Source organism: Arcanobacterium sp. S3PF19 (genome assembly GCF_000758825.1).
Classification (GTDB): domain Bacteria; phylum Actinomycetota; class Actinomycetes; order Actinomycetales; family Actinomycetaceae; genus Arcanobacterium_A.
The window spans coordinates 72112-87269 of the sequence record NZ_JRMX01000011.1; the positions used below are offsets into that span (position 1 = coordinate 72112).

A 15158-nucleotide genomic window follows, 5' to 3' on the forward strand; every position below is an offset into this window, starting at 1 on the left:
GCGTGACCGTTGCGAAAAGTCATCTTTAATATGCGCTTTATTCGCCCGATTGCTTCAAATCGGCTGTTAACAATGTCACTCCGTGAGATTTGGTGACCGCTTTATGGCCCACCCACAGCACCAGGAACAGCGGAATGCCGATATAGCTGGAAAGCAGCCCGAGGAAATCGCCGTTTCCGATCAATGCCTCATAGTTCTGCCCGAAAATCACAATCACGCACATTATCAGAGCGATAATCGGGCCAAACGGATAGAATTTATCGGCATAGGGCAAATCCTTCACATCGTTGCCCTGCGCCAAATACGCGCGGCGGAATTTCAGATGACACCAGGCAATGCAGACCCAGGTGATGAATCCCGCCAGACCCGAGGCATTGACCAGCCACGTATAGGCAACGCCGTTGCCCAAAAGCGAGAGGAAGAAACCGAGGGCCCCCACGGCGGTAGTGGCAAGCAGGGCCGGCATCGGGATCCCACGGCGCGTGGTACGGGCAAACATTCTCGGCGCGTGGCCGCGCGTCGCCAGAGCATACAGCATACGCGTCGATACATACAGACCCGAATTGCCCGCCGAGAGAACGGAGGTGAGAATCACCGTATTCATAATCGAGGCCGCCGCCGCAATACCCGCACGGTCAAAAACGAGCGTGAAAGGACTGAGCGTAATATCCCCGTTCGGATTCAGCAGCGCCGAATCCGTGTAGGGCACCAGAAAGCCCACAACGGCAATTGCCCCGATATAGAAGATAAGAATCCGCCAGAACACGGAACGGGTGGCACGGGGAACGGCCGTGCGCGGATCTTCCGCCTCACCTGCCGCAATACCCAGCATTTCCGTTCCCTGGAAGGAGAATCCCGCAATCATAAACACTGCCAGAATCCCGGTTCCCCCGTTCACGAACGGAGCATCCCCTTTTACCCAGTTTTGGAATCCGGGAGACGTGCCTCCCATAATTCCGACGATCATCAGCAGACCCAGGGCAAGGAAGACCAAAACTGTCACAACTTTGATTCCCGCAAACCAAAATTCCCCTTCGCCGAAAGAACGCACGGAGAATGCGTTAATCAGAAAAAGAATTGCCAGGAAGGATAATGACCAAATCCATCCCGGCACGTTCGGAAACCAAAACTGCATCACAATAGCCGCGGCAACCAGCTCCGCGGCAACGGTAATCGCCCAGTTGTACCAATAATTCCATCCTGTTGCGAAACCGAAAGAAGGACTGACGAAACGCGTGCCGTATTCCTCAAAGGAACCCGAGACCGGCAAAAACGTGGCCATCTCCCCCAGAGACTGCATTAAAAAGTAAACCATAAAGCCGATGAGGACATACGCCAGCAGCGCGCCGCCGGGGCCCGCCTGCGAAATAGTCGCTCCCGAAGCAACGAACAGGCCGGTGCCGATCGCTCCCCCGATTGCAATCATGTTGAGGTGGCGCGAACGCAGCGAACGCTTCAGGCCGCCTCCCTGATGGTCGCCGGTCGGCTTAATGCCGCTCCCCTGATGGTCGCTGTTCAGACGTACGTCTTGGTTTTCGGTCACGATACACCTCCAGATTAAAATCGTAGGAACATAAACTGTCTTAGGCCGCCTTCGGCAGCCGCTGCCAGTTTAATACAATCTATATCTTGTCAAAATAATGTTCACATACCGGATTTATCTCGGGAAACTGTGACTGTCACAATACTTTTAATACGAATATATGTATATATTTTCACATAACAAATGCGGCGGCACTTTCCGAAGAAAGTGCCGCCGCACAGACTGGAAGCCGCGAAACGTGCCTCGCCCGTTTCGGTGCCGGCAAAAGATATCAGTAAGCGTATTCAGCCACCACGGTATCGGCTTTGACGACGAATGCGTCGGCCAGATATCCGACCACAAACATCACCAGAGACGGTACCACCCAGGGCATCATTTCCGCACCGAGGGGGAGCATCGACAGATAGTTATTCACCGGAGCAAACACCGCCGCACCTGTGGAGACCAGAGCCACGGGCACCGAGATGACTGCCGCGGTCCACGCCGGAAGACGGTATGCCCAGAAGAACCGCGTCGGAACAACCGCATCCAGCAGCGCCGCGAGGATCAAAACGATCGTAACCGGGTAAAGCAGCTGGTTCAGCGGCGCCACAACCTGCAGGATCCGCTCCAGGCCAAGATTCGACAGCGGCAGGGCCACGATCAGATGGATTGCCAGCCACAGTCTGCGGTCTACACTAGGAACGAGCTTATTGAAGTAATCGGTGGAGGCGCTGAGCAGACCGACGCTGGTGGTGAAGCAGGCCAGCACGGCAATAAGACCAAACACAACCTGACCGCCGCGGCCAAATACCGCAGTTGCTATTCCGGCTATCACGGCGGCACCGTTGCTTCCGCTGCCAACCTGACCGACCTGAACCAGGCCCAGATACACCAGCGCCAGCAGCAGACCTGCGATCACACCCGCCATAGCGGTTGCCTTCATGTTCTGCTTTCCGTGGAATCCGCGCTGTGCCAGAGACATCGTGATCACGGTACCAAAGACGAGGGCGGCAATTGCGTCCATCGTGAAGTATCCTTCAACCACACCGGCGGCAAACGCATTGCCCGCATAGGCACCGGTCGCCGTATGCCCCTGAGGATCAAGGGTAAAGGAGCCGACGATCAGCATTACCAGCAGCACCAGCAGCACGGGGGTCAGCCAGCCGCCCACAACCTCGATCAGACGCGAGGGACGAAGCACCACGGCCGCAGCCGCCGCAAAGAATATGATTGTGTAGGTGATCAAAGCCGTTGAGCTCGGTCCCGTGAGCGGGGCAACCGCCATTTCAAAGCTGACTGCCGCGATTCGCGGAATTGCGTAGAGCATACCCGTGGAAAGGAAAATAAGAAGGGTAAGCGTCCATCCCAGACCCGAGCCGATTCGGTTCGCAAACAGTTTCTCGCCTTTACGCTGCGTTGCCATTGCCACCATTCCCGCAACGGGAAGCAGCACCCCTGTGGCCAAAAATCCCAAAATGGCAACCCACGCGGAGCCGCCGGCATTTACACCGAGCATTGCCGGGAGAATCAGGTTGCCTGCGCCAAAAAACATTGCAAACAACGCAAACCCGGTTACCAGTATTCCCTTCATTCTCTTTCCTTTCACTTGACGGCAGGTTTCCTTCATAAAATTTTTACGTCAGAGACGCCGCAACCGTTCTTCGCATCTCACCTTTTGGTACGATAGTGCCACGAAGAAAGGTAGATAAATTCAAGCATGAAATCCGAAAGGCCCTGCAATGTTTCCAAATTGTGAGACGGCGGAAAGGCCGGCGGCGGGTGAAAACGGGCTTTCGTTTTTTTCGGTTCCGGACGTTTTTCCCGGTCCGTTTGGGCTTCTGCGCGGTAGAATCGGAGAGTAGGTATTCATTTCCGCACTATTTCATTTGGAGGAGTTAGCGTGGCAGAAAGCACTCGTATTGAATCTGACTCTATGGGCAACGTCGAGGTTGCCTCCGACCGTTACTGGGGCGCGCAGACAGAACGCTCCCTGCACAATTTCGATATCGGCCGTCCCACCTTTGTCTGGAACCGTCCGATGATTCGCGCTCTGGGAATTCTGAAGAAATCCGCGGCACTGGCAAACGCCGAATTGGGCGAACTGCCGGGCGGCATTGCCGATCTGATCGCAAAAGCGGCAGACGAGGTTATTGCCGGCAAACTGGACGGGCATTTCCCGCTCGTCGTATTCCAAACGGGCTCCGGCACCCAGTCAAATATGAACGCCAACGAGGTTATTTCAAACCGTGCGATTGAACTGGCGGGAGGAACGCCGGGCACAAAAACCCCGGTTCACCCGAACGACCACGTAAACCGCGGGCAGTCGTCAAACGACACCTTCCCCACCGCCATGCATATTGCGGTGGTGAGCGAACTGGCGAATATGTATCCGCGCGTGGAGCAGCTGCGCAACACACTGGCGAAGAAGGCCGCCGAATTCGACGGCGTAATCATGGTGGGCAGGACGCATCTGCAGGATGCCACCCCGATCCGTCTCGGACAGGTAATTTCCGGCTGGGTTGCGCAAATCGACTTTGCCCTTGAGGCAATACGTTACGCCGACTCCCGGGCAAGAGAGCTGGCAATCGGCGGCACGGCCGTGGGAACGGGACTGAATGCGCATCCCAAATTCGGCAAACTGTGCGCGGAAAAAATTTCTACGGAAACGGGCATGGAATTTAAGCAGGCAGACAATCTGTTTGCGGCTCTCGGCGCGCACGACGCACTCGTTCTGGTTTCCGGCGCGCTGCGCGTTCTTGCCGACGCACTGATGAAGATTGCCAACGATGTGCGCTGGTATGCCTCCGGCCCGCGCAACGGTATCGGGGAGCTGCTTATCCCGGAGAACGAGCCCGGTTCCTCAATCATGCCGGGGAAGGTGAACCCGACGCAGTGCGAGGCAATGACGATGGTTGCCACCAAGGTATTTGGCAACGACGCCACCGTGGGTTTTGCCGGTTCCCAGGGCAACTTCCAGCTGAACGTGTTTAAACCGGTTATGGCATGGTGCGTGCTGGAGTCCATCAAACTGCTGGGCGACACCTGCGTGTCCTTCGATACGCACTGCGCCTACGGAATTGCCCCCAATTACGAGAAGATCAAAGCCAACCTGGAAACAAACCTGATGCAGGTGACGGCACTGAACAGGCATATCGGATACGACAAAGCTTCCAAGATTGCCAAGAACGCGCACCGGAAGGGGATTTCCCTGCGCGAATCGGCTTTGGAGCTGGGATATGTGACCGACGAAGAATTTGCGGCATGGGTTGTTCCCGCCGACATGACGCATCCCAGTGCGGCAGAAGAATAATCCGGTAAACCGGCAGACACCGCGGGCGGGGATATCCCCGCCCGCGTTTTACTTTTTCCCGCGGCACTATACTATGCTTGACTTTATGAACAGCCGTGAACGCGAAGTACTGACATGGCAGGATTTCGGCATCGCAACCCGATCCCTGGCCCAAATGATCTACGATTCCGGCTGGATGCCGGATTTGGTTCTGGCAGTTGCCAGAGGAGGTCTGCTGCCGGGCGGCAGTATCGCCTATGCTTTGGGCGTAAAGGCCGTCGGCGCGGTAAACGTCGAATTTTATACCGATATTGCCCAAACGCTCAGCTCCCCCGTCCTGATTCCGCCCCTAATGGATATGGCCTGCCTCGCGGGGAAAAAAGTGCTCGTGGCGGACGACGTGGCGGATTCCGGAAAAACACTGAAACTTGTGACGGATCTGATAAGCACGCCGGGCAGGGCACATTCCGGGCAGCGGAATTCCCTTCATGCGGCCGAAGTCAGATGTGCCACGATTTACCGCAAAAGCCGCTCCGTGATCACACCGGATTACGTGTGGAGAAAAACGGACAAATGGATTAACTTCCCCTGGAGCACTCTTCCCCCGGTTGGCAGTCCGTCAAAAACGGGCGCCTAATCCCCTGCCGGATGTGGTTTTGCTTAAAATTTTAAATAACTTGATTCGCTCTATTTATCTCCCCCGGCTATTTTGGTAACATCAATGTTGCGTAAATAAGAGGGAGAAAGGGCGAGATGGCCGGGACACACGTAGTAATCGTCGGATCGGGATTTGCGGGCCTGAAAGCCGCACAGGAACTACGCAAAACGAAAGCGGACATAACACTGATCGCAAAGACGGGGCACCACCTGTTCCAACCCCTGCTGTATCAGGTGGCCACGGGAATTCTGTCCGAAGGGGAAATCGCACCGAGCACCAGGGAAATCCTAAAACGGCAGAAAAACGTGGAAGTCCAGCTCGGCCTGGTGGAAGATATCGACGTCGCCGGGCGCAGGGTTCTTTGGCGCAACCACAACACAAATTACGAAACGCCGTACGATATTTTAATTCTCGCCGCGGGCGCCGGACAGTCATACTTCGGAAACGACCGGTTTGCCGTCTTCGCTCCCGGCATGAAAACGATTGACGACGCACTTGAGCTGCGCGCCAGAATTTTTAACGCGTTTGAAAAAGCGGAAAACGAAACGGATCCGGAAGAAAAGCAGAAACTGCTCACTTTTGCCGTTGTGGGAGCAGGCCCGACAGGCGTGGAAATGGCCGGCCAGATCCGCGAGCTGGCAACACATACGCTGCGGCACGAATTCAGAAAAATAGATCCGTGCCGGGCCCGCGTGATCCTCATCGACGGCGCCCCCTACCCGCTTCCGGCGTTCGGGGAAAAACTGGGGCAAAAAACGCGCAGGGAACTGGAAAAACTGGGCGTGGAAACAATAATGGACGCTTTCGTAACCGACCTGGACAAAGACCATCTGACACTGAAGAAAAAAGACGGCACCGTAACTCGGATAGCCTCCTGCTGCAAAGTCTGGGCAGCGGGCGTGCAGGCAAGCGAACTGGGGAAAATTATCGCCGCACAGACAGGCGCGCAGCTGGACCGCGCGGGAAGAGTGATCGTGGGGGAAGATCTTACCGTGAAAGACCATCCCGAAATTTTCGTGCTCGGCGACATGATGAGTGTGCCGGGCGTGCCGGGCGTGGCCCAGGGCGCAATCCAGTCCGCCAAATTTGCGGCACGGATAATAAAAGCCCGAATGGCAGGCAAATCCGCGCGTGAAGGGCAGAAAGAAAAATTCAGGTACCGCGACAAAGGCTCAATGGCCACCATTGCCCGGTTTAAGGCCGTGGTAAAAATAGGAAAACTGAAGTTTACCGGCTTCCCCGCCTGGGCGGCGTGGTGTTTCCTGCATCTGCTGTATATAGTCGGATTCAAAAACCAGATAGGCACCCTCGTGAGCTGGTTTATCTCCTTTGTCAGCAGCGCGCGTTCCGAACGAACCACCACAAACCAGCAGCTCGTGGGCAGACTGGCTCTTGAACAGCTCGGGGCACATTCCTCCGGAAAACTGGTCGGCGGGGAGCTGGAAGCGGAAAAACCCGTTTCGCCGGGCGCAGGGAAAACGGAAAGCGAAACCAAAAAGAACGGGAAATAGGGGTGTTCCTTAAGGGATTAAAAGGAAAACCGACCATGCAAGAATAGAGATACTCTGTGTGGCCGTTTTCTTATACTCAAGTACCGAAATGGTGTGTGAGGTTGGTTATAATATTTCAGTTAAGCAACTTCTCTATATCGAGTGTAAGCATATTCATAAATTTGCTGACGGCACATAGAGATACTAACCTCATCGTAACATCCCGGCAATTCTTCCCAAAGAGTATCGCGGATAAGATTATCAATAGCTGCTTTTGTTTCTTGCTTATCTGCCCAATGGTCAAATTCAGAAATTTTATTTTTTATTTTCTGCAGAAGTGTTACTGCAACTTCCTTTAACTTCTTGATGTCCGCTTTGCTCAGATTGTCACGGAACAACATATCATAAAGAGAAAGCTCTTCATCACTTGTAAATCCTTCACGGACATAGCGTTGTTCTTCATGACTCATTTGATTAGCCAAATCCATCAAATCCATGAAAGTCTTCTCAATAGTGGCTCTGTCCTGCTCACTATTATAATCATCGATAATTTGCTGATAGCGTTCGTAGTAGTTAATACGATCAGGATTAGCAAAAAGCATATTGTCAAGTTTTTGCCGTATTGCTTCCTCTAAATCCCTTAGAAGTAGATTTCTTTTCTTAACCTTTTCAAATTCTCTGCGAAGGAGGTCAAAGTTAATTGCACTGATATCAAATCTGCGTGGTTCTTCACACGTTGTAGTAGGTGCATGCTGAATCTCAACATACGAACTTATAATTCCATTGATTTCAATCATAAGGTCAGTGGTATTGATGTGTTTACGTTTTTTCTGTAACTCAGCATAGATAGCGGCAATAGCTTCATACTGCTTACGCGTATGACCATTGATATCATCTCTGTCGGTATATTTGATTAGACGATTCAATTCAGATGCATATGTAGTATATGTTCTCTTATCTTCAATCGAACCGCATACTGCATTCGCTGCCTCCTGAAGATACGATAATTTCTTAAAGTCATAAGCATTGATGAGCGTTTCCAAATTAAAATCGTGCTTACTTAAGAATTCATCTGCTTTATCAATAATTTCGATAATACGGGCAATAAGTTCGTCCTTATCTACTGTAGGATCTGAACCACTATTTCCGCCTGCATTAGCAGTATAATCTGCAAGAGCTTTTCTTAAAGCTTTTACGATTCCAATATAATCTATAATTAAGCCATTGCTTTTACCTTCGCTTACACGATTGGCACGTGCTATGGTCTGCATAAGTGTATGAGCCTTTAATGGCTTATCGAGATATAGGCATGAAAGGCACTTAACATCAAAGCCGGTAAGCCACATTGCACATACAAATACGACGCGCAGCGGATTTTTGGCATCCTTAAATTCTTTATCTAACTCACGTTTTTCCATCTTAGTACGGTGAGTCTTTATGTCTAAATTCCACTTTTTGAATGTTTGGATTTCGTTCTGTTCCTGACTGATTACAACAGCCATCTCAGTTTCTTCCATCCATTTGATTTTTCTTTCAAGTTCAAAAATCTCTTGTTGACTAGCATCTTTCAAACTTGCTTTTAAGGTTTTGATTTCTGCTTTCCAATATTGTTGAACATAATTATACATACGAACACAGGTAACTTTGTTTAAGCAAACGAACATGGCTTTTCCGCTTGTCCACAAATCAGAGTAGTGATGCACAAAGTCACGCGCAATAGATTTCAATCTGGGTTCGGCTATGAGCAAGTGTATCTCTTTTGCAAACTCAGTTTCTAGCTTATCCTGTTGGTCAACATCAAGGTCAGCATTTTCAATAGCATCAAGAATTTGATTTGTGATTTCAGGATTGTGTAAATCAACAATCTTTTCTCCACGATTCTCATAGTAAAGTGGTACAGTAGCACCATCTTCAACGGCTCTTTTAAAGTCATAGACTGATACATAACCACCAAAAGTACGAGCAGTTATATTATCACTTGAAAGTAATGGCGTACCTGTAAATCCAATACGTGCAGCAGTAGGAAGCAATTTCATCATATTATCAGCAAAGATACCATACTGGCTGCGATGTGCTTCATCCGACATAATAATGATATCGTGATCAGGATAGATAGGCTTTTCATTCGGTTTATTAAACTTCTGTATCAAAGTGAAGATAAAGCTTGGATTTCCATGTAGTTTTTTAACAAGGTCATCTCCACTTGTAGCTATAAATTGAGACGCCTTTATATCTTTACCAAGAAGTCCACAATTCTCAAAGGTATCACTAATCTGCGTATTAAGTTCATCACGGTCTGTAAGAATAACGAAGGTTGGTGTTCCTTCCATTTTTCTTCGTATCTTTTTTGCAAAGAGTACCATTGAATAGCTCTTACCTGAACCCTGTGTATGCCAGAACACGCCAAGCTTACCATTATTAAGCTTTCTTTCGGCATAAGCTTTCATAGCTTCGTTCACACCAAGATATTGATGGTTACGAGCAAGTATCTTTGCAGTGTGACCATTAGAATGGTCATATAGGATAAAATTCTCAAATAAATCAAGGAAGTTTTCTTTCTTACAGATACCACGAAGCATCGTTTCAAGAGCAACACTTCCTTGGTCTTGTTCGGCAAGACGCTTCCATTCATGGAAGAATTCAAACTTACTGCCAAGTGTACCAACCTTAGCCTCTGTTCCATTTGAAAACATAATGAATGCATTGTAGTAGAACAAGTGTGGAATGGTGTCCTGATAATCGGTGTAGTTATCGTCATAGGCATTTTGAACATCCACAGTATTCTTCTTAAGTTCTACAAAGAGAAGTGGAATACCATTTACAAAGCCTACAATGTCAGTTCTTCTGCGATATAAATCTCCATGAATCTTAAGTTCTTTTATTGCAAGAAAATAGTTGTTATCAGGATTTTTAAAATCAATCACTGCAGCCTTTTTTGTTTCAGTCTGCCCATTTGGCTTTTTAACAGTAACCGGAATACCATCACGAATTAAAAAATATTTTTCTTCGTTTACCTGGAGCAGTGAAGAAGTAGACAATCTCTTTTCTAAAACCTGCTGCGCCTCAATAATCTGATTTTCATTGATCCAGGGATTAAACTTTTTAAGTGCCTCTTTAAAATAACGAACAAGCAGAATATCTTTATAGCTTTCTCGACCGAAAGTGCCATTTTTACCTAGGACTTCTGTATTATGGGCAAATCGAACATCCCAGCCTAGTTCATCACGCAGTAAGTTACCTGCACTTTCCTGCACAAGGATATTCTCCGAATAATCATAACTCATTTGGCACCTTCTTCACACTTCGATTTCTCCACTCATTAATTTAGGTAATAAGCGGTCACGGGCCTGAGTAGATACAAGTATTCCTTTTGATAGTGCTAATATATTATTAAAAATAGGTTTGCAAAATCCATTGTATCTCTTAACCAAATCTTCTGTAGGATACAGAACATGAATGTTGCTAAATTTAGTTTTGTTTACATTTGTCATTGTTGCACCATTACTACCCACACCATCAAGCAATGTTTTAATTCTTTTCATTGATTCATAAAAGAAATAAAGATCATTATCATTATATAAAACCACAGAATTAATCTGTTGATTGGTTTGGCAAGGTTCAACTGCTATATTTACTAAACCTACTGTTGCAATGCATGACACTATAACTGAATTTACAGGTAAGTATTTATTCCTCTGAGCATCTGCTCCTGCTTTAGTTAAAGTCTTTTCTGTTACTAAAGGAAAAACTTTCCCATGCATATCTGGAATTGTAACAAATGGAATACTACCACAATAATATTCAGTTTTTGATGTAGACGGTGTTTTTCCCGTTATAACCTCACCAAATTCATCAACTCGTTTATATGTCCATCCCTCAGGCACACCATCGACAATCTTCACATCTTCATATCCTGGAAAATGCAAATCAACAAACCATTCCTTGTAAAGTCTCTGAGCTGCTTCTTCGAGAAGTTTGATTTGCTTTTGGTTGTTTTCAATCAAATCATCATAAGTTGATAAATTTTCAACTACAATATTTTGTTGTTCCAAATCTAATTTTGGTATTTCAATCTCCTCGATTGCATCTTTATTAAGCTCTATTTGATTTGTGGATCCCTTTCCTAAAGATTCTATATATTTTTCTAAAGAAGATAGCCAATAATAAAGAAACTTTGAATTATAATTTTCACATCTTAATATTGTTACGTGAGAATCCACATACGTATAAGAAGCATCTTTATCCACGTAAGCAACTCTACCCAATGTTCCTGTTCCTGTAGAGTTAATTAATATATCTCCTTGCTTAACTTTTTTTTCTTCATTATATTTTTTGTGAATATCTGTATACTTAATATACTCATAATTAACTTTTCCATCCCTTATACATTTTTGATTAACGACAGCGTAGCCATTCTCGACTACATATTTGGGAGTGATTCCTCTCCTTATATAAGTAGAAATATCGCCAATTTTCATCTTCATAACCCCATCTCCTTCAAATTCTGTGAGATGGTGTCCATCAAGTCGTTTGATTCTGCTTGTAGAGTAAGAAGTTCTTTGTGGATTTCGGTCATACGTTCTTCAAAGTCTACGCCATCATCTTTAACGGGTGCCACGCCGACATAGGCTCCGGGAGTCAGCGACCAGTCCTTTTCTTCGATCTCAGAAAGGGATGCTATTTTACAAAGACCAGGAACATCGGCATAGACGCCTTCACCGAATTTTTCATATAGCCAGTTTGCTTCCTTCGCTATTGTGAGCATATCGGTAAGTTCTGCGAGCTTTATATCATAAGCTTCCTGGGTCTTTTTCTTTTCACGATTTTCAGCCGCTTCGACTGCTTTCTTTGCTTCTAAGCGGAGCGCTTTTGCCTTCTCTGATAATTCATGTACCTGCTCTACAAAAGCTTTATCACTACCTAGGGCAGAACGATATTCATTAAGAAGGGCAGAGTATTTATCAATCTCTCCACGATAAAGCCATACAATGGCATTCATATTTTTAAGTTGCCATTCAGACCATTCGTTAAGCGTGCGGTCAACGACTGTATAATAATTTCTGGCATCGATGAAAAGAACCTTGTCCTTGATAGAATCAGCTTTTCTCTTATCAAAGAACCAAAGAGAACAAGGCAATGATTTGGTATAGAAAAAGTTATTACCCACACTAATCATGGCGTCTACATGACCTGTTTTAACAAGTTTTTCTCGGATAATTTTATCTTTGCCTTGACTATCGGTAGCAGATGAAGCCATAACAAAACCTGCACGGCCTGTTTCGTTAAGGTAACTATAGAAGTACGAAATCCAAAGATAATTAGCGTTTCCAACTTCTTTGTTTTTATTAATGCTTGGCATACCAAAAGGCAAGCGCTTTGCACTTTCACATGATTCTGCTTTTACCTTATCTACATTAAAAGGTGGATTTGCCATTACATAATCGCAACAACTATCAAGGTTGTGCGCATCGTGATAAAAGCTATTTGCTTCGTCACCGGATTTAATAACACCTGTAAGTCCATGAACTGCCATATTCATAAGACAAAGCTGAGCGTTATATTCAACCTTCTCCTGGCCATAAAAAGTCATGGTGCTGTTAGCATTCATGCCTGCAGCATTTACAAAATCCCCAGACTGAATGAACATACCACCAGAACCACAAGCAGGATCTAATAAGACTCCACTTTTAGGCTCGATAATATTAACAATCATCTTTACAAGAGACTTAGGCGTAAAGAAAACACCATCATCTGATGCGATATTCTTTGCAAATTTATTTAAAAAGTATTCATAGATTCTTCCGATAATGTCTCCGCCGACTTCATCAAGTGCAGAATTATTAAATATACGAAGAAGCTCTGATAAAATCTCGTCCGAGAAGTCGGTATAGCTTTTAGGAAGCACGCCAACTAACTGTTCGCTCTGATCTTCGATGAGCTGCATCGTATTGTTAACCACTTCTCCTAAACTATTCATGCTGTGACCGTCTTTGTTAACAAGTCCAGCAGAAGAAATATCTTCGGGAAGATTTAACAAATAATCATACTGTGCTTCTTTAGGAAGATATAACGCACTCTTAGCTGCAAAGTCACTTGCTTCAACAGGCATAACTCGACCACCACGAGATGGGCGTCCTTTTAAGATTTCTGCTTCAACCATCTTGTATCTGCTATAGGCGTAGCGTAGGAAAATAAGTCCAAGCACAGGCATACAATATTGATTTGATGTTAGCTTGGAACCTGCACGTAATACATCAGCAGATTCCCATAATTCTGATTCAAGTTTTCTTAAATTAATCATTTGATTTTTCCTCCGCTGTAAATTCCAAAATATCGTTGGGCGTGCAGTGTAGTGCTCTACAGATACTTTCAACTTTTTCCAGTGATATATATTGCCCGGTGCGTAGTTTCGTAATAATGTTGGCGGAAATATTGCTCATTCTCATTAAGTCCCGATTGGAAATATCTTCTTCAATCATGCGGTGTAAGAGTTTTTTATAACTAACAGCCATAATTCCCTCCTTATTTTAATAATTAAATATTGTCACGATTCTGTGAGTATATCAACGATATAAAGAACCAATAGCACCGGAATATGGCAGATTAAAAGTCTCCTTTGCCATTCATTCAAGGCAAATGCCAATGAATGCTTAGGAGATTTTTATTGTCAAAAATTTTTCTAAAACCGTCAGATTACACCCTCCGCCATGGCTACCACGCAGAAGGCCAAAAACTTTTAAGACAGGTTAAAAAGTCGGCTTTTTCTTTTGCCTGTGATTTAGAAGGGATAAGCCTTCCGGAAAAGGAGGATCAAATATGGATCCGGAGAAACTGCCAAAAGCACTAAAGAAAGTCAGTGCTTTTTGCACCTTCCGGCCGGAGGAAGCATATACAGCACCATTTTTGTGGGAACCGTGGCTTTTACGGCATGCGCCAGACGGGTTTCGAAATGTACCAGTCCTCCGGGGCGCAGAGTAACCGTTTCACCGTTTGCGCTCACTTCCAACGCGCCTTCCAGCACCTGCACCAAAACGGGCATCGCCGCCGTATGCTCCGACAGCTCTTCGCCCGCGGCAAAAGAAAAGAGCACCACATTCACGCCTTCCGCCCTGAGCAGCGTCTTCGACACCGTGGAGTGCGCCATGTATTCTATTTCCCCGCCCAGGGAGTCGATAAACGTCAGTTTCGGTTCCGCTGCGCGTTCGTTTTCCATTGTTTCTCCTTATAAATCCGATATTCGTGCCGTTAAAACCGCCGCCGGTTTACTCCTGCGGTTTGCGGGCCACAATCGCGATTCCCTCCAGGGAGCGGCGGTAGCGGCGAAACAGTGCCCGCATCTGCAAAACGCGGGCACGCAGTTCCCTGTCGCGCAGTAGATTGCGCATTATTTTCAGCACGCCCAAAATTCCCTCGTCCGCGATATTGCGTTTTACCGAGAGAAGCGCCATCGGCGCAGCGGCATGCCAATCCACGATAAATCCCGCGTTTTCCAATAAGGCACCCCATTCCCGGGCAGTGAGCGGACGGGCGTTTACCCGAATCGTTTCCGCCAGCTGCCGGCGCAGGTCTGCGGCAAATTCCGGATCTATTTCCTCCGGCGTCAGCGCCAGCTCATGCAGCGCATAGCATCCGCCGGGTTTCAAAAGCCGATAGGCTTCGGAAACAATCTGTTCCTTCGTTTTTTCGCCCTGCATAGTCAGCATGGCCTCCCCGACAACGACATCTGCACACGCATCGGGCAGACCGGATTCCTGCGCTTTTGCCCGTATCACTTTTCCGCGGCACGCAGCCACGATGCTTTCCACGCGCTTCGCCGCGGCCGGATCCTGTTCCACCGCGGTATACGTGCCGACACCGGAAGATACGATCAGTTTCGCCGTGCGTCCCAGACCGGGAGCGAATTCCACCACGCTTTTGCCCTGTATGTGTGCCGCATGCAGCATCCGCACAGTCAGGCGCAGTCCGCCCGGGCGGAGCACCCGTTTTCCCGCACGTGCCAAAATCCAGTGACCCGCGGCCTGACGCGCGCTGCGCTCTGCCTGCGGCAAAGAAAAATCAGAATCCATAGCCATACTTTAACATAGGGGACACTAAATTTGGAATACTTATATTTTACTTTTCGGGCGCCGGGAAACAGAAATTCCGAAAACACACCGATTATTTTTACTCTCAAAGCTATAAATTTAAGCTGACCGA

General features: G+C 47.4%; 11 protein-coding genes. 3 read left to right on the forward strand and 8 right to left on the reverse strand.

Annotated elements, in window-relative coordinates:
* Positions 1-37 precede the first annotated feature (37 nt).
* Together HMPREF1631_RS02340 and brnQ are read right to left on the reverse strand one after the other, a co-directional pair.
* A complete protein-coding gene (locus tag HMPREF1631_RS02340; RefSeq protein WP_084707346.1) occupies positions 38-1426 on the reverse strand; it encodes an amino acid permease in 1389 nt (462 codons plus the stop codon).
* 388 nt (positions 1427-1814) lie between these two features.
* On the reverse strand, positions 1815-3116 hold the full coding sequence (gene brnQ, locus HMPREF1631_RS02345) for a branched-chain amino acid transport system II carrier protein (protein ID WP_034231929.1): 1302 nt from the start codon (positions 3114-3116) through the stop codon (positions 1815-1817).
* Between the two features lie 309 nt (positions 3117-3425).
* Between brnQ and fumC the strand changes: the two genes are divergently transcribed.
* The 3 genes from fumC (at position 3426) to HMPREF1631_RS02360 (ending at position 6983) form a co-directional block, all read left to right on the forward strand.
* On the forward strand, positions 3426-4835 hold the full coding sequence (gene fumC, locus HMPREF1631_RS02350) for a class II fumarate hydratase (protein WP_034231932.1): 1410 nt from the start codon (positions 3426-3428) through the stop codon (positions 4833-4835).
* 85 nt (positions 4836-4920) lie between these two features.
* Positions 4921-5451, forward strand: coding sequence for a phosphoribosyltransferase (locus HMPREF1631_RS02355; RefSeq protein WP_232215399.1), 531 nt, complete (start codon positions 4921-4923; stop codon positions 5449-5451).
* Between the two features lie 116 nt (positions 5452-5567).
* A complete protein-coding gene (locus tag HMPREF1631_RS02360; RefSeq protein ID WP_052046969.1) occupies positions 5568-6983 on the forward strand; it encodes an NAD(P)/FAD-dependent oxidoreductase in 1416 nt (471 codons plus the stop codon).
* 119 nt (positions 6984-7102) lie between these two features.
* Here the strand turns inward: HMPREF1631_RS02360 and HMPREF1631_RS02365 are convergent, their stop codons facing one another.
* The 6 genes from HMPREF1631_RS02365 to HMPREF1631_RS02390 all read right to left on the reverse strand — a co-directional run bounded on the left by HMPREF1631_RS02365 (position 7103) and on the right by HMPREF1631_RS02390 (position 15028).
* A complete protein-coding gene (locus HMPREF1631_RS02365) occupies positions 7103-10246 on the reverse strand; it encodes a type I restriction endonuclease subunit R (RefSeq protein WP_034231935.1) in 3144 nt (1047 codons plus the stop codon).
* Positions 10247-10258: 12 nt separating this feature from the next.
* A complete protein-coding gene (locus HMPREF1631_RS02370; RefSeq protein ID WP_052046970.1) occupies positions 10259-11446 on the reverse strand; it encodes a restriction endonuclease subunit S in 1188 nt (395 codons plus the stop codon).
* Positions 11443-13263 carry an N-6 DNA methylase gene (locus HMPREF1631_RS02375; protein ID WP_034231938.1) on the reverse strand — a complete coding sequence of 607 codons (1821 nt, stop codon included), beginning with the start codon at positions 13261-13263 and terminating at the stop codon, positions 11443-11445. Before HMPREF1631_RS02375 ends, HMPREF1631_RS02370 begins: the two co-directional genes overlap by 4 nt.
* Complete coding sequence (locus HMPREF1631_RS02380; RefSeq protein WP_034231940.1) at positions 13256-13474, reverse strand: helix-turn-helix transcriptional regulator; 219 nt, start codon at positions 13472-13474, stop codon at positions 13256-13258. Before HMPREF1631_RS02380 ends, HMPREF1631_RS02375 begins: the two co-directional genes overlap by 8 nt.
* A 341-nt stretch (positions 13475-13815) precedes the next feature.
* Complete coding sequence (locus tag HMPREF1631_RS02385) at positions 13816-14175, reverse strand: cupin domain-containing protein (RefSeq protein WP_034231943.1); 360 nt, start codon at positions 14173-14175, stop codon at positions 13816-13818.
* 49 nt (positions 14176-14224) lie between these two features.
* On the reverse strand, positions 14225-15028 hold the full coding sequence (locus HMPREF1631_RS02390; protein ID WP_034231946.1) for a class I SAM-dependent methyltransferase: 804 nt from the start codon (positions 15026-15028) through the stop codon (positions 14225-14227).
* Positions 15029-15158 lie beyond the last annotated feature (130 nt).

Coding starts and splice junctions, on each gene's coding strand:
- HMPREF1631_RS02340 (WP_084707346.1), bottom strand. CDS start 1,426: ATGATTGCAATCGGGGGAGCGATCGGCACCGGCCTGTTCGTTGCTTCG.
- brnQ (WP_034231929.1), bottom strand. CDS start 3,116: ATGAAGGGAATACTGGTAACCGGGTTTGCGTTGTTTGCAATGTTTTTT.
- HMPREF1631_RS02355 (WP_232215399.1), top strand. CDS start 4,921: ATGAACAGCCGTGAACGCGAAGTACTGACATGGCAGGATTTCGGCATC.
- HMPREF1631_RS02360 (WP_052046969.1), top strand. CDS start 5,568: ATGGCCGGGACACACGTAGTAATCGTCGGATCGGGATTTGCGGGCCTG.
- HMPREF1631_RS02365 (WP_034231935.1), bottom strand. CDS start 10,246: ATGAGTTATGATTATTCGGAGAATATCCTTGTGCAGGAAAGTGCAGGT.
- HMPREF1631_RS02370 (WP_052046970.1), bottom strand. CDS start 11,446: ATGAAGATGAAAATTGGCGATATTTCTACTTATATAAGGAGAGGAATC.
- HMPREF1631_RS02375 (WP_034231938.1), bottom strand. CDS start 13,263: ATGATTAATTTAAGAAAACTTGAATCAGAATTATGGGAATCTGCTGAT.
- HMPREF1631_RS02380 (WP_034231940.1), bottom strand. CDS start 13,474: ATGGCTGTTAGTTATAAAAAACTCTTACACCGCATGATTGAAGAAGAT.
- HMPREF1631_RS02385 (WP_034231943.1), bottom strand. CDS start 14,175: ATGGAAAACGAACGCGCAGCGGAACCGAAACTGACGTTTATCGACTCC.
- HMPREF1631_RS02390 (WP_034231946.1), bottom strand. CDS start 15,028: ATGGATTCTGATTTTTCTTTGCCGCAGGCAGAGCGCAGCGCGCGTCAG.